Annotated in this window: 34 protein-coding genes; 30 read left to right on the plus strand and 4 right to left on the minus strand. The window is 65.5% G+C overall.

Features of this window, described 5'->3' with window-relative positions; translation table 11 throughout:
• Positions 1–518: 518 nt before the first annotated feature.
• The 29 genes from rpsJ to ACF3M1_RS04365 all read left to right on the plus strand — a co-directional run bounded on the left by rpsJ (position 519) and on the right by ACF3M1_RS04365 (position 16,900).
• On the plus strand, positions 519–830 hold the full coding sequence (gene rpsJ / locus ACF3M1_RS04225) for a 30S ribosomal protein S10 (RefSeq protein ID WP_047137645.1): 312 nt from the start codon (positions 519–521) through the stop codon (positions 828–830).
• A gap of 10 nt (positions 831–840) precedes the next feature.
• Entirely contained in the window at positions 841–1,494 is a 654-nt protein-coding gene (gene rplC / locus ACF3M1_RS04230) for a 50S ribosomal protein L3 (protein ID WP_394004204.1), read from the plus strand.
• Positions 1,495–1,504: 10 nt separating this feature from the next.
• On the plus strand, positions 1,505–2,110 hold the full coding sequence (rplD, locus tag ACF3M1_RS04235; RefSeq protein ID WP_394004206.1) for a 50S ribosomal protein L4: 606 nt from the start codon (positions 1,505–1,507) through the stop codon (positions 2,108–2,110).
• On the plus strand, positions 2,107–2,406 hold the full coding sequence (rplW, locus tag ACF3M1_RS04240) for a 50S ribosomal protein L23 (protein WP_096208160.1): 300 nt from the start codon (positions 2,107–2,109) through the stop codon (positions 2,404–2,406). Before rplD ends, rplW begins: the two co-directional genes overlap by 4 nt.
• 10 nt (positions 2,407–2,416) lie before the next feature.
• Positions 2,417–3,244 carry a 50S ribosomal protein L2 gene (gene rplB / locus ACF3M1_RS04245; protein ID WP_055246835.1) on the plus strand — a complete coding sequence of 276 codons (828 nt, stop codon included), beginning with the start codon at positions 2,417–2,419 and terminating at the stop codon, positions 3,242–3,244.
• A 6-nt stretch (positions 3,245–3,250) separates the two neighbouring features.
• On the plus strand, positions 3,251–3,523 hold the full coding sequence (gene rpsS, locus ACF3M1_RS04250; RefSeq protein ID WP_096208158.1) for a 30S ribosomal protein S19: 273 nt from the start codon (positions 3,251–3,253) through the stop codon (positions 3,521–3,523).
• A gap of 10 nt (positions 3,524–3,533) precedes the next feature.
• Positions 3,534–3,926 carry a 50S ribosomal protein L22 gene (gene rplV / locus ACF3M1_RS04255; protein ID WP_232134462.1) on the plus strand — a complete coding sequence of 131 codons (393 nt, stop codon included), beginning with the start codon at positions 3,534–3,536 and terminating at the stop codon, positions 3,924–3,926.
• Between the two features lies 1 nt (position 3,927).
• Positions 3,928–4,668, plus strand: coding sequence for a 30S ribosomal protein S3 (gene rpsC / locus ACF3M1_RS04260; protein WP_394004210.1), 741 nt, complete (start codon positions 3,928–3,930; stop codon positions 4,666–4,668).
• 2 nt (positions 4,669–4,670) lie between these two features.
• Positions 4,671–5,084 carry a 50S ribosomal protein L16 gene (gene rplP / locus ACF3M1_RS04265; protein ID WP_096208156.1) on the plus strand — a complete coding sequence of 138 codons (414 nt, stop codon included), beginning with the start codon at positions 4,671–4,673 and terminating at the stop codon, positions 5,082–5,084.
• Positions 5,084–5,272, plus strand: a complete 189-nt coding sequence (gene rpmC / locus ACF3M1_RS04270; RefSeq protein ID WP_394004213.1) for a 50S ribosomal protein L29 — start codon at positions 5,084–5,086, stop codon at positions 5,270–5,272. Before rplP ends, rpmC begins: the two co-directional genes overlap by 1 nt.
• 10 nt (positions 5,273–5,282) lie before the next feature.
• Entirely contained in the window at positions 5,283–5,543 is a 261-nt protein-coding gene (gene rpsQ / locus ACF3M1_RS04275) for a 30S ribosomal protein S17 (RefSeq protein ID WP_180545806.1), read from the plus strand.
• Positions 5,544–5,558: 15 nt separating this feature from the next.
• A complete protein-coding gene (gene rplN, locus ACF3M1_RS04280) occupies positions 5,559–5,927 on the plus strand; it encodes a 50S ribosomal protein L14 (protein WP_150928980.1) in 369 nt (122 codons plus the stop codon).
• A 15-nt stretch (positions 5,928–5,942) separates the two neighbouring features.
• The gene (gene rplX, locus ACF3M1_RS04285; protein ID WP_394004216.1) at positions 5,943–6,260 is read left to right on the plus strand and encodes a 50S ribosomal protein L24; all 318 of its coding nucleotides are present in this window, start codon (positions 5,943–5,945) and stop codon (positions 6,258–6,260) included.
• Positions 6,261–6,271: 11 nt separating this feature from the next.
• Positions 6,272–6,814, plus strand: coding sequence for a 50S ribosomal protein L5 (gene rplE, locus ACF3M1_RS04290; RefSeq protein ID WP_394004218.1), 543 nt, complete (start codon positions 6,272–6,274; stop codon positions 6,812–6,814).
• Between the two features lie 18 nt (positions 6,815–6,832).
• Complete coding sequence (rpsN, locus tag ACF3M1_RS04295; protein ID WP_394004220.1) at positions 6,833–7,138, plus strand: 30S ribosomal protein S14; 306 nt, start codon at positions 6,833–6,835, stop codon at positions 7,136–7,138.
• Between the two features lie 142 nt (positions 7,139–7,280).
• Positions 7,281–7,676, plus strand: a complete 396-nt coding sequence (gene rpsH, locus ACF3M1_RS04300; protein WP_394004222.1) for a 30S ribosomal protein S8 — start codon at positions 7,281–7,283, stop codon at positions 7,674–7,676.
• A gap of 15 nt (positions 7,677–7,691) precedes the next feature.
• Positions 7,692–8,219 carry a 50S ribosomal protein L6 gene (gene rplF, locus ACF3M1_RS04305; protein ID WP_394004224.1) on the plus strand — a complete coding sequence of 176 codons (528 nt, stop codon included), beginning with the start codon at positions 7,692–7,694 and terminating at the stop codon, positions 8,217–8,219.
• A 29-nt stretch (positions 8,220–8,248) separates the two neighbouring features.
• Positions 8,249–8,605, plus strand: a complete 357-nt coding sequence (gene rplR / locus ACF3M1_RS04310; protein WP_394004226.1) for a 50S ribosomal protein L18 — start codon at positions 8,249–8,251, stop codon at positions 8,603–8,605.
• A gap of 167 nt (positions 8,606–8,772) precedes the next feature.
• A complete protein-coding gene (gene rpsE, locus ACF3M1_RS04315) occupies positions 8,773–9,312 on the plus strand; it encodes a 30S ribosomal protein S5 (protein ID WP_232115889.1) in 540 nt (179 codons plus the stop codon).
• Positions 9,305–9,502 carry a 50S ribosomal protein L30 gene (gene rpmD, locus ACF3M1_RS04320; RefSeq protein WP_159679877.1) on the plus strand — a complete coding sequence of 66 codons (198 nt, stop codon included), beginning with the start codon at positions 9,305–9,307 and terminating at the stop codon, positions 9,500–9,502. Before rpsE ends, rpmD begins: the two co-directional genes overlap by 8 nt.
• Positions 9,503–9,507: 5 nt before the next feature.
• A complete protein-coding gene (gene rplO / locus ACF3M1_RS04325; protein ID WP_394004229.1) occupies positions 9,508–9,942 on the plus strand; it encodes a 50S ribosomal protein L15 in 435 nt (144 codons plus the stop codon).
• 5 nt (positions 9,943–9,947) lie between these two features.
• The gene (gene secY / locus ACF3M1_RS04330; RefSeq protein ID WP_394004231.1) at positions 9,948–11,303 is read left to right on the plus strand and encodes a preprotein translocase subunit SecY; all 1,356 of its coding nucleotides are present in this window, start codon (positions 9,948–9,950) and stop codon (positions 11,301–11,303) included.
• Positions 11,304–11,687: 384 nt separating this feature from the next.
• Entirely contained in the window at positions 11,688–12,044 is a 357-nt protein-coding gene (gene rpsM / locus ACF3M1_RS04335; RefSeq protein ID WP_394004233.1) for a 30S ribosomal protein S13, read from the plus strand.
• A 12-nt stretch (positions 12,045–12,056) separates the two neighbouring features.
• Positions 12,057–12,449 (plus strand): 30S ribosomal protein S11, encoded by a 393-nt coding sequence (gene rpsK, locus ACF3M1_RS04340; RefSeq protein ID WP_096208142.1) that lies wholly within the window; start codon positions 12,057–12,059, stop codon positions 12,447–12,449.
• Positions 12,450–12,464: 15 nt separating this feature from the next.
• Positions 12,465–13,100, plus strand: coding sequence for a 30S ribosomal protein S4 (rpsD, locus tag ACF3M1_RS04345; RefSeq protein WP_180545817.1), 636 nt, complete (start codon positions 12,465–12,467; stop codon positions 13,098–13,100).
• A gap of 56 nt (positions 13,101–13,156) precedes the next feature.
• A complete protein-coding gene (locus tag ACF3M1_RS04350) occupies positions 13,157–14,155 on the plus strand; it encodes a DNA-directed RNA polymerase subunit alpha (RefSeq protein ID WP_394004236.1) in 999 nt (332 codons plus the stop codon).
• A gap of 270 nt (positions 14,156–14,425) precedes the next feature.
• A complete protein-coding gene (gene rplQ / locus ACF3M1_RS04355) occupies positions 14,426–14,806 on the plus strand; it encodes a 50S ribosomal protein L17 (protein ID WP_159679865.1) in 381 nt (126 codons plus the stop codon).
• Between the two features lie 132 nt (positions 14,807–14,938).
• Positions 14,939–15,439 carry a disulfide bond formation protein B gene (locus tag ACF3M1_RS04360; protein WP_394004239.1) on the plus strand — a complete coding sequence of 167 codons (501 nt, stop codon included), beginning with the start codon at positions 14,939–14,941 and terminating at the stop codon, positions 15,437–15,439.
• Positions 15,440–15,511: 72 nt separating this feature from the next.
• A complete protein-coding gene (locus ACF3M1_RS04365; protein WP_394004241.1) occupies positions 15,512–16,900 on the plus strand; it encodes a class II 3-deoxy-7-phosphoheptulonate synthase in 1,389 nt (462 codons plus the stop codon).
• On the opposite strand, the gene ACF3M1_RS04370 is transcribed toward ACF3M1_RS04365, so the two are convergent.
• The 4 genes from ACF3M1_RS04370 to typA are packed head-to-tail and all read right to left on the minus strand — an operon-like array spanning position 16,897 to position 20,262.
• Positions 16,897–17,394, minus strand: coding sequence for a hypothetical protein (locus ACF3M1_RS04370; protein WP_394004243.1), 498 nt, complete (start codon positions 17,392–17,394; stop codon positions 16,897–16,899). The genes ACF3M1_RS04365 and ACF3M1_RS04370 overlap by 4 nt on opposite strands.
• Complete coding sequence (locus ACF3M1_RS04375; RefSeq protein WP_394004245.1) at positions 17,394–17,852, minus strand: DUF2127 domain-containing protein; 459 nt, start codon at positions 17,850–17,852, stop codon at positions 17,394–17,396. The genes ACF3M1_RS04370 and ACF3M1_RS04375 overlap by 1 nt, the downstream gene beginning before the upstream one ends.
• Positions 17,852–18,436 (minus strand): 2'-5' RNA ligase family protein, encoded by a 585-nt coding sequence (locus tag ACF3M1_RS04380; RefSeq protein WP_394004247.1) that lies wholly within the window; start codon positions 18,434–18,436, stop codon positions 17,852–17,854. The genes ACF3M1_RS04375 and ACF3M1_RS04380 overlap by 1 nt, the downstream gene beginning before the upstream one ends.
• Complete coding sequence (typA, locus tag ACF3M1_RS04385; RefSeq protein ID WP_394004249.1) at positions 18,433–20,262, minus strand: translational GTPase TypA; 1,830 nt, start codon at positions 20,260–20,262, stop codon at positions 18,433–18,435. The genes ACF3M1_RS04380 and typA overlap by 4 nt, the downstream gene beginning before the upstream one ends.
• A 184-nt stretch (positions 20,263–20,446) precedes the next feature.
• Here typA and ACF3M1_RS04390 point away from each other — a divergent pair, with 184 nt between their 5' ends.
• Positions 20,447–20,941, plus strand: coding sequence for a peptidylprolyl isomerase (locus ACF3M1_RS04390; RefSeq protein WP_394004251.1), 495 nt, complete (start codon positions 20,447–20,449; stop codon positions 20,939–20,941).
• Positions 20,942–20,958: the final 17 nt, after the last annotated feature.

Here is a 20,958-nt window from a genome sequence, read left to right on the forward strand (position 1 = left end):
GCGCTCGGCTGCCAAGACGTCATCCCCGCGAAAGCGGGGATCCAGCGACTTCCGGCAGTCACACGGATGCCGACAGAGGAAGTTCCTGGATTCCCGCTTTTCGGGAATGACGATCAAAAGACGGATCGGTCCGCCCGGTCCGTCCGGCCTTAAAGGGCAGGGCTTGCGCCCACCCTGCGATACCCGCTAGAATGCAAGACCCCCGCGGCCTGGCCGGTTCGGCATGTCCCGCGGGAATCGCGAAATGAGGTGCAGGATGCCCTCGTCTTCGCCAGACACGGAAATGTCGCGAGGCTGCGCTCCACCCGTCCCGAAGTTTTTCGGGACACGAAGGGATGGAGCGGATCACCGCGTCTGTGTTTTCGAGGTCTGGGCGGATCGGGTGACCGGTCTGCCTTTCGTATTTGCAGGGAATGGCCCCGGGGCGCGGGTGAATGCTCCGGATCGCCACGAATTCATTGGGGTTCTGCGCACCCAGCCGCAGGCCCGTCGCTCTTTTAACCAAGGATATTTCCGTCATGACGGACCAAAAAATCCGGATCCGCCTCAAGGCGTTCGATCATCGCCTGATCGACCGTTCGGCCAGCGAGATCGTCGAAACGGCCAAGCGGACCGGCGCGCAAGTGCGCGGCCCCATCCCGCTGCCGACCAAGATCGAGCGTTACACCATCCTGACGTCGCCGCACGTCGACAAGGATGCGCGTGACCAGTACGAAACCCGCACGCACAAGCGCGTGCTCGATATCGTCGACCCGAACGACAAGACCGTGGACGCGCTGATGAAGCTCGAGCTCGCGGCTGGCGTCGACGTCCAGATCAAGCTGACCTGAGGACCGCACCATGACCGCGAAGATTCATTCGTTGGGCATCGTCGGCCGCAAGGCCGGCATGAGCCGAGTGTTCACCGAAGACGGCAAGTCCGTGCCGGTGACGCTGATCGAGGCGACCCCGAACCGCATCACCCAGATCAAGACCGTGGAGACCGACGGCTACAGCGCCGTGCAGATCACCGCGGGCGTCAAGCGCGCATCGCTGCTCAACAAGCCGGAAACCGGTCACCTCGCCAAGGCGAAGGTCGAAGCCGGCCGTGGCCTGTGGGAGCTCCGCGTGGCCGACGACAAGATCGCCGACTACAGCGTCGGTGGCGAAATCAAGGCCGACATCTTCGAAGTGGGCCAGATCGTCGACGTCCAGGGCGTCACGAAGGGCAAGGGCTTCCAGGGCACGATCAAGCGCTGGAACTTCAAGATGGGCGACGCGACGCACGGTAACTCGCTGTCGCACCGCCAGCCGGGTTCGCTCGGTCAGCGCCAGACGCCGGGCCGCGTGTTCCCGGGCAAGAAGATGTCCGGCCACATGGGTGCCGAGAACCAGACCACCCAGCGCCTGCAGATCGTCCAGGTCGATGCCGAGCGCGGCCTGATCGCCGTCAAGGGTGCCGTTCCGGGCGCGCCGGGTGGCGACGTCATCGTGCGTCCGTCGAGCAAGGCATAAGGAGTCGCACATGGAACTCGCAATCAATAACAGCAGCTCGAAGCTCTCGGTGTCCGACGAAGTCTTCGGTCGCGATTTCAGCGAAAACCTGGTCCACCAGGTCGTCGTTGCCTATCGCAACGCCGGTCGCGCCGGCACCAAGGCGCAGAAGACGCGTTCGGAAGTCAACGGTACGACCAAGAAGTCGAAGAAGCAGAAGGGCGGCGGTGCGCGTCATGGCGCGCTGACGGCTCCGATCTTCGTCGGCGGTGGCGTGACGTTCGCGGCCAAGCCGCGCAGCTTCGAGCAGAAGGTCAACCGCAAGATGTACCGCGCGGCGATGTCGGCGATCTTGTCCGAACTCAACCGCCAGGGCCGTCTGACCGTCGTGGAGACCTTCGACCTGTCCGAGACCAAGACCAGCGGCATGGTCGCCAAGCTCAAGGAATTCGATCTGGGCAAGCGCCCGCTGATCGTGACCGAAGAGGCGTCCGAGCACCTGTACCTGTCGGCCCGCAACCTGCCCTACGTCGAGATCCGCGACGTCCAGGGTCTGGATCCGGTCGCCCTGGTCGGCGCGGACACCGTGCTGATCACCACCGATGCGGTGAAGAAGATCGAGGAGTGGCTGGCATGAACGACGCCAAGCTCTATGAAGTGATCCGTGCGCCGCGCGTGTCCGAAAAGACCGCGCGCCTGCAGGAAGTGTCCAACCAGTACGCGTTCGAAGTGTCGACGGTCGCCACCAAGGCCGACATCAAGGCCGCGATCGAGAAGCTGTTCGACGTCAAGGTCGAGGCGGTCAATGTGTTGAACGTGAAGGGCAAGAACAAGTCCTTCCGTCAGCGCCAGGGCAGCCGCGGCGACTGGCGCAAGGCCTACGTGAAGCTGGCCGACGGCCAGTCGATCGACGTCATGAACGCGAAGGTCTGAGGAAGCCCCGATGCCATTGATGAAGTTCAAGCCCACGTCCGCCGGCCGCCGTTCCGCGGTCCGCGTCGTGCACCCCGATCTGCACAAGGGTGCTCCGCACGCCGCGCTGGTCGAGAAGAAGACCAATACCGGTGGTCGCAACCACCACGGCCGCATCACCACCCGTCACATCGGCGGTGGCCACAAGCAGCACTACCGCATCGTCGATTTCAAGCGGGACAAGGAAGGCATTCCGGCGCGCGTCGAGCGCATCGAATATGACCCGAACCGGACCGCCCACATCGCGCTGCTGTGCTATGTCGACGGCGAGCGCCGTTACATCATCGCGCCGAAGGGCCTCAAGGCCGGCGACCAGGTGATCTCCGGTTCGGATGCCCCGATCAAGACGGGCAACACGCTGCCGCTGCGCAACATCCCGGTCGGTTCGACGATCCACTGCATCGAGATGAAGCCGGGCAAGGGTGCGCAGATCGCGCGCGCCGCCGGTGCCGGCGTGCAGCTGGTGTCGCGCGAAGGCGTCTACGCCACCGTGCGTCTGCGTTCGGGTGAAGTGCGTCGCGTGCCGTCCGAGTGCCGCGCCACGATCGGCGAGGTCAGCAACGACGAGCACAGCCTCGAGAAGCTGGGCAAGGCCGGTGCGAAGCGCTGGCGCGGCGTCAAGCCGACCGTCCGCGGTGCGGCCATGAACCCGGTCGACCATCCGCACGGCGGTGGTGAAGCCAAGGCCGGTCAGGGCAACCCGCATCCGGTTACGCCCTGGGGTGTCCCGACCAAGGGCTACAAGACCCGCCATAACAAGCGGACGCAGCAGTTCATCGTGCGCGATCGCAGGAGCTGATAGACCATGGCACGTTCACTCAAGAAGGGTCCCTTCGTCGACCACCACCTCATCAAGAAGGTGGAAGCCGCGGGTTCCAACACCAAGAAGCCGATCAAGACCTGGTCGCGTCGCTCGATGGTTCTGCCGGACATGATCGGTTTCACCATCGCCATCCACAACGGCAAGAACCACGTCCCGGTGCTGGTCAACGAGAACATGGTGGGCCACAAGCTCGGCGAATTCGCGCTGACCCGGACCTTCAAGGGTCACGGCGGCGACAAGAAGTCGGGCAGGTAAGGAGCGCACAATGGACAAGGCAACGAAAGCCCGCCTCGAAGAGCAGAAGCGCGCTCGCACCGAGGTCAACAAGCGCACCGCGATTCTGCGGACCGCGCGCATCTCGCCGCAGAAGGCACGTCTGGTCGCCGACCAGGTTCGTGGTCTGCCGGTCGAGCGCGCCGTCGGTCTGCTGAAGTTCTCGGACAAGAAAGCCGCCCACATGATCAAGAAGGTCGTGGAGTCGGCGATCGCCAACGCCGAGAACAATGCCGGCGCCGATGTCGATGAGCTGACGATCGCGACCATCACGGTCGACGAAGGTCCGACGCTGAAGCGCTTCATGGCGCGTGCGAAGGGACGCGGTACCCGCATCCTCAAGCGCACCAGCCACATCACCGTCGTCGTGGGAGAGGGCAAGTAATATGGGTCACAAAGTTCATCCCACCGGTATCCGCCTTGGCATTTCCAAAGACTGGAATTCCAAGTGGTACGCCGGCAAGAAGGAATACGCCGAGTACCTCGCCGCCGACCTGAAGGTCCGCGTGATGCTGCGCAAGCGTCTCGCCCAGGCCGGCATCAGCAAGATCCTGATCGAGCGTCCGGCCAAGACAGCACGCGTGACGATCCACACCGCCCGTCCGGGCGTGGTGATCGGCAAGCGCGGCGAGGACATCGAGAAGCTGCGCAAGGACGTGAGCACGATGATGGGCGTTCCGGCGCACATCAACGTGACCGAGGTCCGCAAGCCGGAACTCGACGCGCAGCTGGTCGCCGAGTCGATCGCGCAGCAGCTCGAGCGCCGCATCATGTTCCGCCGCGCGATGAAGCGTGCGGTCGGCAATGCGATGCGCCTCGGTGCGCTGGGCATCAAGGTCAACGTCGCCGGCCGCCTCAACGGCGCCGAGATCGCGCGTTCGGAGTGGTACCGCGAAGGCCGCGTGCCGTTGCACACCCTCCGCGCCGACGTCGACTACGGCTTCGCCGAAGCCAAGACGACCTACGGGATCATCGGCATCAAGACCTGGATCTACAAGGGCGAAATCTTCGATTTCAGCCAGGTGGGCCAGGAGAAGCAGGACGACACGCCGCGTGGCGGAGACCGTGGTGATCGCAATGACCGCGATCGTCGGGGTCCGCGTCGCGAGCGCGAGGCGAGGGACTAATCATGTTGCAACCCAAGCGAACCAAATACCGCAAGATGCACAAGGGCCGGAATGAAGGCCTGGCGTGGAGCGGCAATGCCGTCAGCTTCGGCGAGTTCGGCCTGCGGTCGACCGCGACCGGCCAGCTGACCGCGCGTCAGATCGAAGCCGGTCGTCGGACCATCAGCCGTCACGTCAAGCGCGGCGGCAAGATGTGGATCCGCGTCTTCCCGGACAAGCCGATCACCAAGAAGCCGATCGAAGTCCGAATGGGCTCCGGCAAGGGCAGCGTCGAGTACTGGGTCGCACAGATCCAGCCCGGTCGCATGATCTTCGAGATCGAGGGCGTCGAGGAGTCGGTGGCACGCGAAGCGTTCCGTCTGGCCGCCGCGAAGCTGTCGGTCACCACCCAATTCGTGACCCGGACGGTGCGCTGATGGCTACGACCAAGGAACTCCGCGACAAGTCGGCCGAGGATTTGCAGGCGCATCTCCTCGAGCTGCACAAGGAGCGTTTTTCGCTCCGCATGCAGAAGGCCACCGGCCAGCTGACGAAGACGCACGAAGCCCGTCGGGTGCGCCGCGAGATCGCGCGCGTCAACACCCTGATCGGCCAGAAGAAGTAAGGACCCGACCATGAATACTGAGAAGAAGCAGCGCACGGTGCAGGGCCGGGTGGTCAGCAACAAGATGGACAAGACCGTCACGGTGCTGGTCGAGCGTCAGGTCAAGCACGCGCTGTACGGCAAGTACATCAAGCGCTCGACCAAGCTCCACGCGCACGATGCCGACAACGCCTGCCAGGAAGGTGATCTGGTGAAGGTGGTCGAGATCGCGCCGATGTCCAAGACCAAGAACTGGCGCGTGGCGGAAATCGTCGCGCGCGCCGCCGAATAACGAGGAGGGCATACCATGATCCAGATGCAGAGCCACCTCGATGTGGCGGACAACAGCGGTGCCAAGGAAGTGATGTGCATCAAGGTGCTCGGTGGCTCCAAGCGCCGTTACGCCGCGATCGGCGACATCATCAAGGTGTCGATCAAGGAAGCGATTCCGCGTGGCAAGGTCAAGAAGGGCGAGGTCTATGACGCCGTCGTGGTGCGCACCCGCAAGGGTGTCCGCCGTCCCGACGGTTCGCTGATCCGCTTCGACGGCAACGCCGCCGTGTTGCTGAACAACAAGCAGGAGCCGATCGGCACCCGCATCTTCGGGCCCGTGACCCGTGAACTGCGTTCCGAGAAGTTCATGAAGATCGTCTCGCTCGCGCCCGAAGTGCTCTGAGCGGAGAACATCAAAATGGCCAATCGAATCAAGAAGGGCGACCACGTGATCGTGATCGCCGGCAAGGACAAGGGCAAGCGCGGTGACGTGGTGCGCGTGGTCGGCGAGAAAGTCGTCGTCTCGAACATCAACATCATCAAGCGCCACACCAAGCCGAATCCCCAGGCCGGTCAGGCTGGCGGCGTGGTCGAGCGTGAAGCGCCGATCCATGCTTCGAACGTGATGCCGTTCAACCCTGCCACCGGCAAGGGCGAGCGCATCGGAACCAAGACACTCGAGGATGGACGCACGCTGCGCGTGTTCCGCTCGAGCGGTGAGGCGCTCGACGCCTAAGGAATGCACAAATGACGACGCGTCTGGAACAGTTCTACAAGGATGAGGTGGTGCCGAAGCTCATGGAGCAGTTCGGCTACGCCAACATCATGCAGGTCCCGCGCCTGACCAAGATCACGCTCAACATGGGCGTGGGCGAGGCGGCTGCGAACAAGAAGGTGCTCGAGAATGCGACGGCCGACATGGCCAAGATCAGCGGCCAGAAGCCGTTGGTGACGAAGTCGCGCGTCTCGGTGGCCTCCTTCAAGATCCGTGACGGCTGGCCGATCGGCTGCAAGGTCACGCTGCGCCGCAAGGGCATGTACGAGTTCTTCGACCGTCTGGTCAACGTCTCGCTGCCCCGCGTCCGCGACTTCCGTGGTGTGTCGGCCCGTTCGTTCGACGGTCGCGGCAACTTCAACATGGGTGTGAAGGAACAGATCATCTTCCCGGAAATCGACTTCGACGCCGTCGACGCGATCCGCGGTATGGATATCGCCATCACCACGACCGCCCGTACCAACGAAGAAGCCAAGGCCCTGCTGGAAGCCTTCCGCTTCCCGTTCCGTAACTGATCCGAAGGCAGAGCACCTATGGCAAAGACGTCAATGATCAACCGCGAGGCCAAGCGCGCGAAGCTGGCCAAGCAGCACGCCGAAAAGCGCGCTGCGCTGAAGAAGATCATCAGCAGCGAGAGCGCGAGCTACGAGGAAAAGGCCGACGCAGTGACCAAGCTGCAGAAGCTGCCGCGCGATTCGTCGCCGGCCCGCCAGGTCAACCGTTGCGCCCTGACCGGTCGCCCGCGTGGCGTGTACAGCAAGTTCGGCCTCGGCCGCAACAAGCTGCGCGAAGCCACCATGCGTGGTGACGTGCCGGGCCTACGCAAGGCCAGCTGGTAATCGGTGCGGGTGGTCACGGGTCTGGCGCTCCGGCGCCGGACCTGTACAATACCGCCCCTCACGCAGTACCCCCGTCCGTGTGGACGGGTCACAACTAGAAATTCGCGAAAGCGGATATCGGTGCACTCAGAAGGTAATCATCATGAGCATGACTGATCCCATCGCCGACATGCTGGTCCGCATTCGCAATGCGGCCGCTGTGGGCAAGCAGACGGTAAAAATGCCGTCCTCCAAGATCAAGGTCGCGATCGCCAACGTCCTGAAGGACGAGGGTTACATCGGCGATCTGCGCGTCACCGAGAACGGCGCCAAGGCCGAACTCGAGATCGTTCTCAAGTACTACGAAGGCCGTCCGGTGATCGAGCGCCTGCAGCGCTTCTCGCGTTCGGGCCTGCGCCAGTACCGCGGCAAGGACGCGCTGCCGAAGGTCCTCAACGGACTCGGCATCGCCATCATCTCCACGTCGAAGGGCATCATGACCGACGCGCAGGCGCGCCAGCAGGGCGTCGGCGGTGAAGTCCTGTGCTTCGTGGCCTAAGGGAGTAAGCGCACAATGTCCCGAGTTGCCAAGAAGCCGATCGCCCTCCCGAAGGGCGTCGAACTCAACATCCAGCCCGAGCTGGTCAGCGTGAAGGGCCCGAAGGGCACCCTGACGCTCGCCAAGCCGACCGACATCGAGATCAAGATCGAGGACGGCAATGCGGTGCTGTCGGCCAATGATCCGTCGCAGATCGCCCTCACCGGCACGCTGCGCGCGATCGTCGCCAACATGGTCCACGGCGTGTCGGAAGGTTTCGAGCGCAAGCTCGAGCTCGTCGGCGTCGGTTACCGTGCCGCCCTGCAGGGCAAGGACCTGAACCTCTCGCTCGGGTATTCGCACCCGGTCGTGTTCCAGGCGCCCGAGGGCATCACGATCACCACACCGACGCAGACCGAGGTCGTGGTCGCCGGTGCGGACAAGCAGCTCGTCGGTCAGGTCGCCGCCAAGATCCGCGGATTCCGTCCGCCGGAGCCGTACAAGGGCAAGGGCGTCAAGTACTCCGACGAAACCATCATTCGCAAGGAAGCCAAGAAGGCCTAAGGCCCATCCGCTTCCCGAGGATCAAGACCATGAGCATCAAGAATACCGCCCGTCTGCGCCGCGCCAAGTCGACCCGCGCGCACATCCGTGTCCTGGGCGTGCCGCGTCTGTCGGTGCTGCGCACCGGTCAGCACATCTACGCCCAGCTGTTCAGCGCGGATGGCTCCAAGGTGCTGGCCGCGGCCAACACCACGCAGTCCGACGTCAAGGACGGCCTGAAGAACGGCAAGAACGCCGACGCCGCGACCAAGGTCGGTCGTGCGATCGCCGAGAAGGCCAAGGCTGCCGGCATCGAGAAGATCGCGTTCGACCGTTCGGGCTACCGCTACCACGGCCGCATCAAGGCACTCGCCGATGCGGCCCGCGAAGGCGGCCTGCAGTTCTGATTGAAACGCTGTCGACGCCGGGCCTCGTGCCCGGCGTCGCCTGACCTGCCGGCACGGGGCGTGCCGGACGCCCGCGGCCTTCTGTGCCGCGTCCGCGTTTCACCGATCCACTTCCCAACTCCAAGCGGCACGAGCCGTACATCCTTCTACCAATACAGGCAATCCAGATGGCAAACGAAAGGGAAAACCGCGGGCGCGATCGCAATCGTGACCGTGAGGAACTCGACGACGGCATGATCGAGAAGCTGATCACGGTCAACCGCGTCAGCAAGACCGTCAAGGGCGGTCGCCAGTTCACGTTCACCGCGCTGACCGTCGTCGGCGACGGCAACGGCAAGGTCGGTTTCGGTTACGGCAAGGCGCGCGAAGTGCCGGTCGCCATCCAGAAGTCGATGGAGCAGGCCCGCAAGAACCAGAAGGCCGTCGATCTCAACGGCAGCACCCTGTGGCACACGGTCAAGTCGCGCCACGGCGCTGCGAGCGTGTTCATGCAGCCCGCGTCGGAAGGTACCGGCGTGATCGCCGGCGGCGCGATGCGCGCCGTGCTGGAAGCCGTCGGTGTCAAGGACGTGCTGGCCAAGGCGGTGGGTTCGCGTAACCCGATCAACCTGGTGCGTGCGACGATCCGCGGCCTCAACGAAATGCATTCGCCGGCGCAGATTGCCGCCAAGCGTGGCAAGAAGGTGGAGGATCTGATCAATGGCTAAGAAAGAAGCCGCCGGCGGCACCGTCAAGGTGCGTCTGGTCAAGGGTCTGCGCGGTTCGCAGGCCAAGCATCGCCTCTCGGTGAAAGCGCTCGGTCTGGGCAAGCTCAACGACGTGCGCGAACTGAAGGACAGCCCGCAGGTTCGTGGCCTGATCAACAAGGTCCACTACCTGGTCCAGGTCGAGGAATAATCGAAATGAAGCTCAATTCTCTCAAGCCCGCACAGGGCGCCCGCACCGAGCGCACGCGCGTCGGTCGCGGTATCGGTTCGGGCCTCGGCAAGACCGCCGGCCGCGGCCACAAGGGTTCGTTCGCGCGCGCCGGCAAGGGCAAGATCAAGGCCGGCTTCGAAGGCGGCCAGATGCCGCTGCGCAAGCGCCTGCCGAAGGTCGGTTTCCGCTCTAAGCTGAAGCTCGACACCGCCGAAGTGATGCTCTACCAGCTCGACAAGCTCGACGGTGACGTCGACTTCGCCGCGCTGCGTGCCGCCAAGCTGGTGCCCAGCACCGCCAAGCGCGCGAAGATCGTTCTCAAGGGCGAGATCAGCAAGAAGCTCGTGCTCAAGGGTCTGCTGGCCACGGCCGGCGCCCGCGCGGCGATCGAAGCCGCTGGCGGCAAGGTCGAGGAGTAAACCGGATGTCGCGAAGCGGCAGCGCAATGGGTGGGGTTGGCGCCGGGCTCGGTAAGTTCACCGAGCTCCGCCAGCGTCTGCTGTTCGTGGTCGGTGCCCTGATCGTCTATCGCATCGGGTGTTTCATCCCGGTGCCGGGCGTCAATCCCGAAGCCATGCTGCAGCTCATGGAGCAGCAGGAAGGCACCATCGTGGACATGTTCAACATGTTCTCCGGTGGTGCGCTGTCGCGTTTCAGCCTGTTCGCACTGAACGTCATTCCCTACATCTCCGCATCCATCGTGATGCAGCTGCTGGTGCAGGTGGTGCCGAGCCTGAAGGCCATCCAGAAGGAAGGCGAGTCGGGCCGTCGCCGGATCACCCAGTGGTCGCGCATCGGCGCGATTCCGCTGGCGATCTTCCAGTCGGCGGGTATCGCGATGGCGCTGCAGAGCTCGGGCGCGAACAACGGCATTCCGGTGGTCTACGCGCCGGGCATGGGCTTCGTGCTCACCGCGATCGTCGCACTGACCGCCGGCACCATGTTCCTGGTGTGGCTGGGTGAGCAGGTGACCGAGCGTGGTATCGGCAACGGCGTGTCGCTGATCATCTTCGCGGGTATCGTCGCGGGGCTTCCGGGCGCCGTGCTGGGTACCTTCGACTCGCTGCGCAACGGTGACATGAGCCCGATCGCTGCGATCCTGCTGCTGATCGTCGTGCTGGCTGCGATCTTCTTCGTGGTGTTCGTCGAGCGGGGTCAGCGTCGGATCACGGTCAATTACGCGCGCCGCCAGGGTGGTCGCAACGCGTACATGAACCAGAGCTCCTTCCTGCCGCTCAAGCTCAACATGGCGGGTGTGATCCCGGCGATCTTCGCGTCGTCGATCATCATGTTTCCGGCGACGGTGTCGACGTGGTTCGGCGAGGCGGGCTCGGCCACATGGCTGGCGCGTCTGGCGCAGGCCATGTCCCCCGGTGAGCCGCTGTACGTGCTGCTGTTCGGTGGTCTGATCGCGGGCTTCGCGTTCTTCTACACCGCGCTGGTGTTCAACAGCCAGGAGACGGCCGACAACCTAAAGAAGTCGGGCGCACTGATTCCGGGTATCCGCCCGGGCAAGGCGACGGCGGACTACATCGACGGCGTGTTGACGCGGCTCACCGCGGTCGGTGCGGCCTACCTGGTGCTGGTCTGTCTGCTGCCCGAGTTCATGCGCGCCGAGTTCGGCACCTCGTTCTACTTCGGCGGCACGTCGTTGCTGATCGTCGTGGTCGTGGTCATGGACTTCATCGCGCAGATCCAGTCGCACCTGATGTCGCACCAGTACGAAAGCCTGCTCAAGAAGGCGAACCTCAAGGGATCGCGCGGCGGGCTGGCACGCTGAGGCACGTTTGATCCTGCGCGGCGCATGCCGCGCAGGGAATGTTCACCGCGGAGCCGGCCTGGCCGGTTCCGCATCCGCCGCCCGGCCGGGCGGCAGGAATCCCGGACACACGCGCCGGGATTCAGATGGGCGACTCGCGCGGCGGTCTCGGGCGCGGGTGGTATCGGGTTTTCCGCGCGCCAGAGTAGTGCGCGGGGCAGGTGGGGTGCATTCCCCGGCTGCCGCCCCGGTGCCTTCGCCGGAGCATGGGCACACTCCCCATGCCGGGTCCGTGGCGCATTCGCGCCGTGGGCTTCCTGAAAGTCCGAGGCCCTGTTATCATTTCATGTTCCCTTTTTGCTGGGATTGAACCCCCGGCAGCCAAACCAGTTGGAGAATCCGCGCATGGCGCGTATTGCAGGCGTGAACCTGCCTGCCCAGAAGCATGTCTGGGTCGGGCTTCAGAGCATCTACGGCATCGGCCGTACCCGGTCGAAGAAGGTCTGCGAAGCCGCAGGCGTCGAGACCACCACCAAGATCCGCGATCTGTCCGAGCCCGAAGTCGAGCGCCTGCGCGCCGAAGTCGGCAAGTACGTGGTCGAGGGCGACCTCCGTCGCGAAGTCGGCATGGCGATCAAGCGCCTGATGGACCTGTCCTGCTATCGCGGCCTGCGTCACCGCCGTGGTCTCCCGCTGCGTGGACAGCGCACCCGGACCAATGCACGCACCCGCAAGGGTCCGCGCAAGGCCATCAGGAAGTAAGGAACTCAGACTATGGCCAAGCCGTCCGCAACCAAAACCAAGAAGAAGATCAAGCGCGTCGTCACCGACGGCATCGCGCATGTCCACGCTTCGTTCAACAACACGATCATCACGATTACCGACCGCCAGGGCAACGCGCTCTCGTGGGCGACGTCGGGTGGCGCAGGCTTCCGCGGTTCGCGCAAGTCCACGCCGTTCGCGGCGCAGGTTGCCGCCGAAAAGGCTGGCAAGGCTGCGCTGGACTACGGCGTGAAGTCGCTGGAGGTCCGCATCAAAGGCCCGGGTCCGGGTCGTGAGTCGGCCGTGCGCTCGCTGAACAACGTGGGCTACAAGATCATCAACATCATCGACGTGACGCCCATCCCGCACAACGGATGCCGTCCGCCGAAGAAGCGTCGCGTCTAAAGGAGCGATAAAGAAATGGCTCGTTATATCGGTCCTACCTGTAAGCTCGCGCGCCGCGAAGGCGCCGACCTCTCCCTCAAGAGCCCGACCCGCGCGCTCGACTCGAAGTGCAAGCTCGAGCAGAAGCCCGGCCAGCACGGCGCCGGTACCGGCGCGCGTCGCAGCAAGCTGTCCGACTACGCCACCCAGCTGCGCGAGAAGCAGAAGGTCAAGCGTATCTACGGTCTGCTGGAGCGTCAGTTCCGCAACTACTACAAGAAGGCGTCCACCAAGAAGGGCAACACGGGTGAGAACCTGCTGCAGCTCCTCGAGACGCGCCTCGACAACGTCGTCTACCGCATGGGCTTCGCTGTGACCCGCCCGGCCGCGCGCCAGCTGGTCTCGCATCGTGGCGTCACGGTCAACGGCCAGTCGGTCAACCTGCCGTCCTACCAGGTCAAGGCGGGCGACGCGATCGCGCTGTCCGAGAAGGCACAGAAGCAGCTCCGCGTGCAGGAAGCGCTGAACGTGTCGTCGACGATGGACCTGTCGCCGTCTTGGGTCGAGGTCGACTCGAAGGCGTTCAGTGGTGTGTTCAAGGCAGTGCCTGATCGTGGCGACCTGCCGGCGGACATCAACGAAGCGCTGATCGTCGAGCTGTACTCGAAGTAATTCATTCAGGCCTCGCCGCGCCCCCCGGCGCGGCGGTCCCCAGGAGATACACACACATGACGGCTACCGCCAACCAGGTCCTGCGTCCCCGTGGCCCGCAGATCGAACGCCTCGCAGGAAACCGTGCGAAGGTCGTGATCGAGCCGCTGGAGCGCGGATACGGGCATACGCTGGGCAACGCCCTGCGTCGCGTGCTGCTGTCGTCGATTCCCGGCTTCGCGATTACCGAAGTCGAGATCGATGGCGTGCTGCACGAGTACAGCACCATCGAGGGACTGCAGGAGGACGTGCTCGAAGTCCTGCTCAACCTCAAGGACGTCGCGATCCGCATGGGCACCGGCGAGAGTTCGACGCTGTCGCTGTCCAAGTCCGGCCCGGGTGTCGTGACCGCGTCCGACATCAAGACCGATCACAACGTCGAGATCCTCAATGGCGACCACGTGATCTGTCACCTGACCAAGGACGCGTCGATCAACATGCGTCTGAAGATCGAGCGTGGCTTCGGCTACCAGCCGGCGGCTGCGCGTCGTCGTCCGGACGAGGAAACGCGTGCGATCGGTCGTCTGATGCTCGACGCCTCGTTCTCGCCGGTCCGTCGCGTCGCCTATGAAGTCGAAGCGGCCCGCGTCGAACAGCGCACCGACCTCGACAAGCTGGTGCTGGACATCGAGACCAACGGCACGATCGATGCCGAGGAAGCCGTGCGCACCGCCGCCGACATCCTCACCGATCAGCTGTCGGTGTTCGGCGACTTCACGCACCGCGATCGCGGCGCGGCGAAGCCGCAGGCCCCGGGCGTCGACCCGATCCTGCTGCGTCCGATCGACGATCTGGAGCTGACGGTGCGTTCGGCCAACTGCCTCAAGGCCGAGAGCATCTATTACATCGGCGACCTGATCCAGAAGACCGAAGTCGAACTGCTCAAGACCCCGAACCTCGGCAAGAAGTCGCTGACCGAGATCAAGGAAGTCCTGGCGCAGCGCGGCCTGGCTCTCGGCATGAAGCTCGAGAACTGGCCGCCGACCGGCGTGTCCGCTCACGGCATGCTTGGCTAAGCATCCCGCCTGCAGCCGATGCCGTCAGAGGCATCGGTTGCGGGATGCGAACGCCCGGCGTGCTTCGCCGGGCTGGGAGTGCAAACGCGGCGCGAGCCGCGGCTCCCGATCTGCATTGACGCTGTATGCAAGACCGCGCCGACGGGCAGAAGCCCGCGGCGTTGCCGGTGAAGGACGACCGGTTCCGGACCATCCGCAGTCCATGTTCGAACGCCGGGACGGCGACAACGCACGCCACAGACCCACTATTCATTTCGAAGGATCCATCCCATGCGCCACCAGAAAGCCGGACGCAAGTTCAACCGCACCAGCGCCCATCGTGAAGCGATGTTCCGCAACATGGCCGCTTCGCTGATCAAGAGCGAACTCATCAAGACCACCCTGCCGAAGGCCAAGGAACTGCGCCGCGTCGCAGAGCCGCTGATCACCCTCGGCAAGGTCGACAGCGTCGCCAACCGTCGTCTCGCCTTCGCGCGTCTGCGCGACAAGGAAGCCGTCGGCACGCTGTTCACCACCGTCGGCCCGCGCTACAGCGCGCGTCCGGGCGGCTACCTGCGCATCCTCAAGTGCGGCTTCCGCGCCGGCGACAACGCGCCGATGGCGTACGTCGAGCTGGTCGATCGCCCGCAGGCATCGGTCGAAGCCGAGTAAACCCGTCACGACGACCTGCGCCAGCCGCGCAGGTTCCCGTCGGCGATGGAACAAAGCCCCGGCTCCGGCCGGGGTTTTTGTTTGCGCCGGCGCGCACGATAATCGCGCTGGTTCCCTTTCTCCGGTCTGCCCATGAATCCTGCCCGCTGGTCCTTCCGGTCGTTGATGCTCGCCGGTGCCGTCGTCTGTTTCGCGCTGATCGGGTTTGCGATCTATTCGCAGCTGGCCTGGGGGCTGGAGCCGTGCCCGCTGTGCATCTTCCAGCGCATCGCCTTCGCGGCGCTCGGCGTGGTGCTGCTCGTCGCGGGCGTGCATGCGCCGCGGCGCGGCGGCGGACGCACCGCCTACGGGCTGCTGGGATTCGCAGCGGCCGCTGTCGGCATCGGCATTGCCGGACGCCACGTCTGGTTGCAGATGAACCCGCCAGGCTTCGTTGCCTGTGGCGCGCCGTTCTCGTTCATGCGGCAGACCATGGATACGCCCACGCTGATCCAGAAGGTGCTGACCGGTAGCGGTGATTGCGGCACCGTCGACTGGACCTTCCTTGGCCTGTCGATGCCGGCATGGAGCCTGGTCTGGTTCGTCCTGCTCGCGGGTCTCGCGCTGTTCGCCGGTCTGCGCGCGCGCCGCTGAATCCACGTTCCGCCGTAGAATTGACGCGATGCAGCAAGCTGCCATGCTGGCGGACTGCCCGAGGAAATGCCGATGTCGTCGTTCAACGAAGCCCGCCTGCATGCCGTGAATCCGTCGACGGATTGGCAACCCGACGGCTGGCGCGCACGCCCGGCGAAGCAGCTTCCGACCTATCCCGATGCGGCTGCGCTCGCTGACGTGCAGCAGGAGCTGCGTGCGCTTCCGCCGCTGGTGACGTCGTGGGAGATCCTCAGCCTCAAGCAGCAGCTGGCCGATGCCCAGGACGGGCGCCGGTTCCTGCTGCAGGGCGGCGATTGCGCCGAGAATTTCGGCGACTGCACTTCCGACATCATCTCCAACCGCCTGAAGGTGCTGCTGCAGATGAGCCTGGTGCTCGTGCACGGCATGCGCCTGCCGGTGGTGCGCGTCGGCCGCTTCGCGGGCCAGTACGCCAAGCCGCGTTCGGCCGATACCGAAACCCGGGATGGCGTGACCCTGCCGTGCTATCGCGGCGACGTGGTCAACGCGCCGGCGTTCACGCCAGAGGCGCGCACGCCGGACCCGCGGCGCATGATCAAGGCGCATGCGCGCTCGGCGATGACGATGAACTTCGTCCGCTCGCTGATCGACGGCGGGTTCGCCGACCTGCACCACCCGGAGTACTGGGGCCTGGACTGGGTGGGCGAATCGCCGCTGGCCGAGGAATACCAGCGCATGGTGTCCGGGCTCGGTGACGCCGTGCGTTTCATGGAAACGCTGGCCGGCACCCAGGTCCACAACCTCAACCGCGTGGATTTCTACACCTCGCATGAAGCGCTGCTGCTGCCCTACGAGGAAGCGCAGACCCGGCAGGTGCCGCGCCAGCACGGCTGGTTCAACCTCAGCACCCATTTTCCGTGGATCGGCGTGCGCACCGCCGCGCTCGACGGCGCGCACGTCGAGTATTTCCGCGGGCTGCGCAATCCGATCGGGGTCAAGGTCGGGCCGACGTCGACCCCCGACGAGCTGCTGCGCCTGATCGACGTGCTCAATCCCGACGACGAGCCCGGCCGGCTGAGCCTGATCCATCGCATGGGCGCAACCCAGGTGGCCGAGCGTCTGCCCGCGCTGCTCGACGCCGTCCGCCGCGATGGCCGGCGGGTGTTGTGGATCTGCGACCCGATGCACGGCAATACCGAATCCACCAGCAACGGCTACAAGACCCGTCGCTTCGACAACATCCGCAGCGAGATCGAGCAGGCGTTCGAGCTGCATGCGGCCGCCGGCACACGGCTCGGCGGCGTGCATCTGGAACTCACCGGCGAGGATGTCACCGAGTGCATGGGCGGCGCGCGGGCGCTGACCGAGGTCGACCTCGAGCGCGCGTACAAGAGCCAGGTCGATCCGCGGCTGAACTACGAGCAGGCGCTAGAGACGGCGATGCTGATCGTGCGCAAGCACGCGCAGGGCGTGCGCGCCTAGTCGACGTCCGCGTCGTCGACAGCGGCGGGCACGGCGACGTCGAGGGCGCCGCTCTCGACCTTCGCCAGGAACGCCGTGCAACGGACATCGTCGCCCCGGTCCTCGGGAAAATGCCGGGCGGACAGGCGCATGAATTCCGCTTCGATGCGGGCCTCGATCGCGTCGCGGTCGGCCCGCCCGACGCGGGCAGCGCCGCCGCTGTGCGCGTCGGCCGCATCCGGGCCCGCCAGACGCTCGGCTGCACGGGTGACCGCCGTCGCATTGCGCGACCGCCATGCGCGATGGACCTCGGCGACTGTCGAATGCGCCGGGACGGGCATCGGGCTGCACAGCTGGTTCAGTCCGTGATCGACGATGAGCGCCCGCGCGAGCGTGATCTCGTCCGTGCGTTCGGGGCCGCGTCCGTGCACCGGCGTCGCGATCCACAGCGTCGCGGCGAGTGCCGCGGCGCCGAGCGCGCGGTAGCGGCCCGGTGGATGCCGGGTCCCTGCCATCAGGCGTTCCGACGCCGTCGCTGCAGGTCGCGGGCCAGCACCAGCACGATCACCAGGTTGAGCACGAACACGCCCCAGGTCACCCAGTCGGGGTGCTGCCAGAGCGCGTAGATCTCGAACGGCAGATAGGCCGCCGCGCCGATGCAACCCAGCCACGAGGCCCAGGCGCGGTGCCGCCACAGCCCCCAGGCCTCGAGCAGGCGCATGCCGGCGTAGACCAGCCCGACCGCGATCGCGATGTGCAGGGTCTGCGGCGTGATCGCGTCGAGCAGCGCGCTGCTGCCGCGCTGCGCCGCGATGTCGAACCGGGCCAGACCGCCTTGCACTTCGCGTTGCAGCGCATCGGGGCCGATCGCCGCGAGGGCGGCGGCGCCGAGCATGGCGATCACGCCTTTGGCGGCCTCGAACAGGGCGATGGCGCGCAGCCCGCGGTGGGTGGAGGGCGTGGAGTCGGACATCAGAACAGGGCGGCCTGGTGGGGTGGCGATGGCAGCGACGTGCCGGTCAGTGGCCAGGCGGCGAGCGCATCGTAGCGTCCGCCCGGGTTGAACAGGAGTTCGAAGCCGTCGACGGCGAGCGGTTCGACGGCACAGTCGATGGGGTCGAGCCACGATTGCGGGGCGAGTCCGGTGTCGAGATAGGCGAGGGTGACGTGCGGGCGCGTCGTGGCCTGTGCCGGCACGATGCCGCTGCGCCGCACTGCATCACGCGTGGCGTCGCACAGTGCCTGCAGCGCAGGGCAGGGATGCGGCAGCGCGACCACGGCGCCCGATTGCGGCCAGTAGGCGAGGCGCTCGACCGACCACGCATGCGGCGGGATGCGGGCCGCCGCGTCAGAGAAGGCGTCGAGCAGGGCCGGCATTACCGCAGCACCGATCTCGTGGCCGATGAAGCACAGGGTGACGTGCCACTGGTCCGCGCGGCGCAGATGCAAAGACGGCGCGCCCGGAGGGCACGCCGTCTGCATGCGGTGCGACAGGGTCGCGAGCGCCGCCCGGCCGACGGCGCTGGGCCGCCATGCCGGGAAGGGCGCCTGGCTCACGCCGCGCGCGACGCCCGCTTGCGGTCGCTCTCGGTCAGCAGCTTCTTGCGCAGGCGGATTTCCTTCGGGGTGACTTCGACCAGCTCGTCGTCCTCGATGAAGTCCAGCGCCTGCTCCAGCGTGTACTTCAGCGCCGGGGTCAGCTTGATCGCATCGTCCTTGCCCGACGCGCGCACGTTGGTCAGCGGCTTGCCCTTGATGACGTTGACCGTGAGGTCGTTGTCCTTGGAGTGGATGCCGACCAGCTGGCCTTCGTACACGTTGTCGCCTTCGGCGGCGAACAGGCGGCCGCGCTCTTCCAGCGGTCCGAGCGAGTAGGCCGGGGTCATGCCGGGCGCATTGGCGATCATCACGCCGTTGTTGCGCTTGGCGATCGAGCCGGTTTCCTTCGGGCCGTAGTGGTCGAACACGTGGAACAGCAGGCCCGAGCCCTGGGTAAGCGTCTTGAACTCGTTCTGGAAGCCGATCAGACCCCGCGCCGGGATCATGTAGTCCAGGCGCACGCGGCCCTTGCCGTCCGATTCCATGTTCTTGAGCTGGCCCTTGCGGATGCCCAGCTTCTCCATCACGCCGCCCTGGTGGATCTCCTCGACGTCGACGACCAGCTGCTCGACCGGCTCCATCTGCTGCCCGTCGATTTCCTTGATGATGACCTCGGGGCGCGACACGGCCAGCTCGAAGCCTTCGCGGCGCATGTTCTCGATCAGCACCGACAGGTGCAGCTCGCCGCGGCCCGAGACCAGGAACTTGTCGGCGTCGGCCGTCTCTTCGACCTTCAGCGCGACGTTGTGCAGCGTCTCGCGCTCCAGGCGCTCGCGGATCTGGCGGCTGGTGATGAACTTGCCGCCGCTGTGTTCCTTGCTGCCGGCGAACGGCGAATTGTTGACCTGGAAGGTCATCGAGATCGTCGGCTCGTCGACGGTCAGCGCGGGCAGCGCTTCCGGCGCGTCGAGCTGGCAGACGGTGTCGGAAATGCTGAGGTCCTGCACGCCGGCGATCGCGACGATGTCACCCGCCTGCGCCTCGTCGACTTCCACGCGCTCGAGGCCGAGGAAGCCGAGCACCTGCACCACCTTGCCCTGGCGCTTCTTGCCTTCGCGGTCGACCACGCTGACCGGCTGGTTCTTCTTCAGCTTGCCGCGCTGGATGCGGCCGATGCCGATCAGGCCGACGAAGTTGTTGTAGTCGAGCTGGCTGATGCGCATCTGGAACGGGCCGTCACGGTCGACGTCCGGCGCGGCCACGTGCTGCATGATCGCCTCGTACAGCGGGGTCATGTCGCCCGAGCGCGCGGAATCGTCGAGGCTGGCGTAGCCGTGCAGCGCCGAGGCGTAGACGATCGGGAAGTCGAGCTGTTCGTTGGTCGCGCCGAGCTTGTCGAACAGGTCGAACACCTGGTCGATCACCCAGTCCGGACGCGCGCCCGGACGGTCGATCTTGTTGACGACGACGATCGGCTTGAAGCCCATCGCGAACGCCTTCTGGGTGACGAAGCGCGTCTGCGGCATCGGGCCGTCCATCGCGTCGACCAGGATCAGCACCGAGTCGACCATCGACAGCACGCGCTCGACCTCGCCGCCGAAGTCGGCGTGGCCCGGGGTGTCGACGATGTTGATGCGGTTGCCCTGCCAGTTGATGGCGGTGTTCTTGGCGAGGATCGTGATGCCACGTTCCTTTTCCTGGTCGTTGCTGTCCATCACGCGTTCGGTGAGGACGGTCCGCTCCGACAGGGTGCCCGACTGCTTGAGCAGGCAGTCGACGAGGGTGGTCTTGCCGTGGTCGACGTGGGCGACGATGGCGATGTTGCGCAGGCGTTCGATGGACATGGGCAAGGCTGCGCCAGAGTCGAAGACCGGGGCGCACAAGAGTCAGTGAAAGAGCCCGGAATTATACCGTGTTGCGGCGCGGCATGGCGGCGGGGCCTTGGTGGCCGCTTGAAATGACCGCCGGCGGCCGCATCTAGCCCGTTCGCCGGTCTGCCGGCGGCCTTTCCACATTCCAGGATTCATCATGTCCCTGAACGCCGTATTCGATACCGACCGTGGCCCGATCACCGTCGAGCTGTTCGCCGACAAGGCGCCGCTGACCGTCGCCAACTTCGTCAACCTGGCCAAGCGCGGCTTCTATGACGGCCTGAGCTTCCATCGCGTCATCGCCGATTTCATGGTGCAGGGCGGCTGTCCGGAAGGGTCCGGCCGTGGCGGCCCGGGCTACCGCTTCGAGGACGAGACCACCAACGGCGTGAAGCACGACCGCGGCGTGCTGTCGATGGCCAATGCCGGCCCGAATACCAACGGCAGCCAGTTTTTCATCACCCACATCAAGACCGACTGGCTGGACGGCAAGCACACCGTGTTCGGCAAGGTCACCGAGGGCCTGGACGTGGTCGACGCGATCAAGCAGGGCGACGCGATCAAGTCGGTGAAGATCGAAGGCGACGCCGACGCCGTGCTGGCCGCCAAGGCCGACCGCGTGGCGGAGTGGAACAAGGTCCTCGCGGCCTGAGTCCCGCGCCGGCCGTC

Source organism: Luteimonas sp. WGS1318, from assembly GCF_043187535.1.
GTDB lineage: Bacteria > Pseudomonadota > Gammaproteobacteria > Xanthomonadales > Xanthomonadaceae > Luteimonas.

Bases quoted from the DNA above. Each gene is read 5' to 3' on its own strand.
- rpsJ (WP_047137645.1), top strand. From the start codon at position 519: ATGACGGACCAAAAAATCCGGATCCGCCTCAAGGCGTTCGATCATCGC.
- rplC (WP_394004204.1), top strand. From the start codon at position 841: ATGACCGCGAAGATTCATTCGTTGGGCATCGTCGGCCGCAAGGCCGGC.
- rplD (WP_394004206.1), top strand. From the start codon at position 1,505: ATGGAACTCGCAATCAATAACAGCAGCTCGAAGCTCTCGGTGTCCGAC.
- rplW (WP_096208160.1), top strand. From the start codon at position 2,107: ATGAACGACGCCAAGCTCTATGAAGTGATCCGTGCGCCGCGCGTGTCC.
- rplB (WP_055246835.1), top strand. From the start codon at position 2,417: ATGCCATTGATGAAGTTCAAGCCCACGTCCGCCGGCCGCCGTTCCGCG.
- rpsS (WP_096208158.1), top strand. From the start codon at position 3,251: ATGGCACGTTCACTCAAGAAGGGTCCCTTCGTCGACCACCACCTCATC.
- rplV (WP_232134462.1), top strand. From the start codon at position 3,534: ATGGACAAGGCAACGAAAGCCCGCCTCGAAGAGCAGAAGCGCGCTCGC.
- rpsC (WP_394004210.1), top strand. From the start codon at position 3,928: ATGGGTCACAAAGTTCATCCCACCGGTATCCGCCTTGGCATTTCCAAA.
- rplP (WP_096208156.1), top strand. From the start codon at position 4,671: ATGTTGCAACCCAAGCGAACCAAATACCGCAAGATGCACAAGGGCCGG.
- rpmC (WP_394004213.1), top strand. From the start codon at position 5,084: ATGGCTACGACCAAGGAACTCCGCGACAAGTCGGCCGAGGATTTGCAG.
- rpsQ (WP_180545806.1), top strand. From the start codon at position 5,283: ATGAATACTGAGAAGAAGCAGCGCACGGTGCAGGGCCGGGTGGTCAGC.
- rplN (WP_150928980.1), top strand. From the start codon at position 5,559: ATGATCCAGATGCAGAGCCACCTCGATGTGGCGGACAACAGCGGTGCC.
- rplX (WP_394004216.1), top strand. From the start codon at position 5,943: ATGGCCAATCGAATCAAGAAGGGCGACCACGTGATCGTGATCGCCGGC.
- rplE (WP_394004218.1), top strand. From the start codon at position 6,272: ATGACGACGCGTCTGGAACAGTTCTACAAGGATGAGGTGGTGCCGAAG.
- rpsN (WP_394004220.1), top strand. From the start codon at position 6,833: ATGGCAAAGACGTCAATGATCAACCGCGAGGCCAAGCGCGCGAAGCTG.
- rpsH (WP_394004222.1), top strand. From the start codon at position 7,281: ATGAGCATGACTGATCCCATCGCCGACATGCTGGTCCGCATTCGCAAT.
- rplF (WP_394004224.1), top strand. From the start codon at position 7,692: ATGTCCCGAGTTGCCAAGAAGCCGATCGCCCTCCCGAAGGGCGTCGAA.
- rplR (WP_394004226.1), top strand. From the start codon at position 8,249: ATGAGCATCAAGAATACCGCCCGTCTGCGCCGCGCCAAGTCGACCCGC.
- rpsE (WP_232115889.1), top strand. From the start codon at position 8,773: ATGGCAAACGAAAGGGAAAACCGCGGGCGCGATCGCAATCGTGACCGT.
- rpmD (WP_159679877.1), top strand. From the start codon at position 9,305: ATGGCTAAGAAAGAAGCCGCCGGCGGCACCGTCAAGGTGCGTCTGGTC.
- rplO (WP_394004229.1), top strand. From the start codon at position 9,508: ATGAAGCTCAATTCTCTCAAGCCCGCACAGGGCGCCCGCACCGAGCGC.
- secY (WP_394004231.1), top strand. From the start codon at position 9,948: ATGTCGCGAAGCGGCAGCGCAATGGGTGGGGTTGGCGCCGGGCTCGGT.
- rpsM (WP_394004233.1), top strand. From the start codon at position 11,688: ATGGCGCGTATTGCAGGCGTGAACCTGCCTGCCCAGAAGCATGTCTGG.
- rpsK (WP_096208142.1), top strand. From the start codon at position 12,057: ATGGCCAAGCCGTCCGCAACCAAAACCAAGAAGAAGATCAAGCGCGTC.
- rpsD (WP_180545817.1), top strand. From the start codon at position 12,465: ATGGCTCGTTATATCGGTCCTACCTGTAAGCTCGCGCGCCGCGAAGGC.
- ACF3M1_RS04350 (WP_394004236.1), top strand. From the start codon at position 13,157: ATGACGGCTACCGCCAACCAGGTCCTGCGTCCCCGTGGCCCGCAGATC.
- rplQ (WP_159679865.1), top strand. From the start codon at position 14,426: ATGCGCCACCAGAAAGCCGGACGCAAGTTCAACCGCACCAGCGCCCAT.
- ACF3M1_RS04360 (WP_394004239.1), top strand. From the start codon at position 14,939: ATGAATCCTGCCCGCTGGTCCTTCCGGTCGTTGATGCTCGCCGGTGCC.
- ACF3M1_RS04365 (WP_394004241.1), top strand. From the start codon at position 15,512: ATGTCGTCGTTCAACGAAGCCCGCCTGCATGCCGTGAATCCGTCGACG.
- ACF3M1_RS04370 (WP_394004243.1), bottom strand. From the start codon at position 17,394: ATGGCAGGGACCCGGCATCCACCGGGCCGCTACCGCGCGCTCGGCGCC.
- ACF3M1_RS04375 (WP_394004245.1), bottom strand. From the start codon at position 17,852: ATGTCCGACTCCACGCCCTCCACCCACCGCGGGCTGCGCGCCATCGCC.
- typA (WP_394004249.1), bottom strand. From the start codon at position 20,262: ATGTCCATCGAACGCCTGCGCAACATCGCCATCGTCGCCCACGTCGAC.
- ACF3M1_RS04390 (WP_394004251.1), top strand. From the start codon at position 20,447: ATGTCCCTGAACGCCGTATTCGATACCGACCGTGGCCCGATCACCGTC.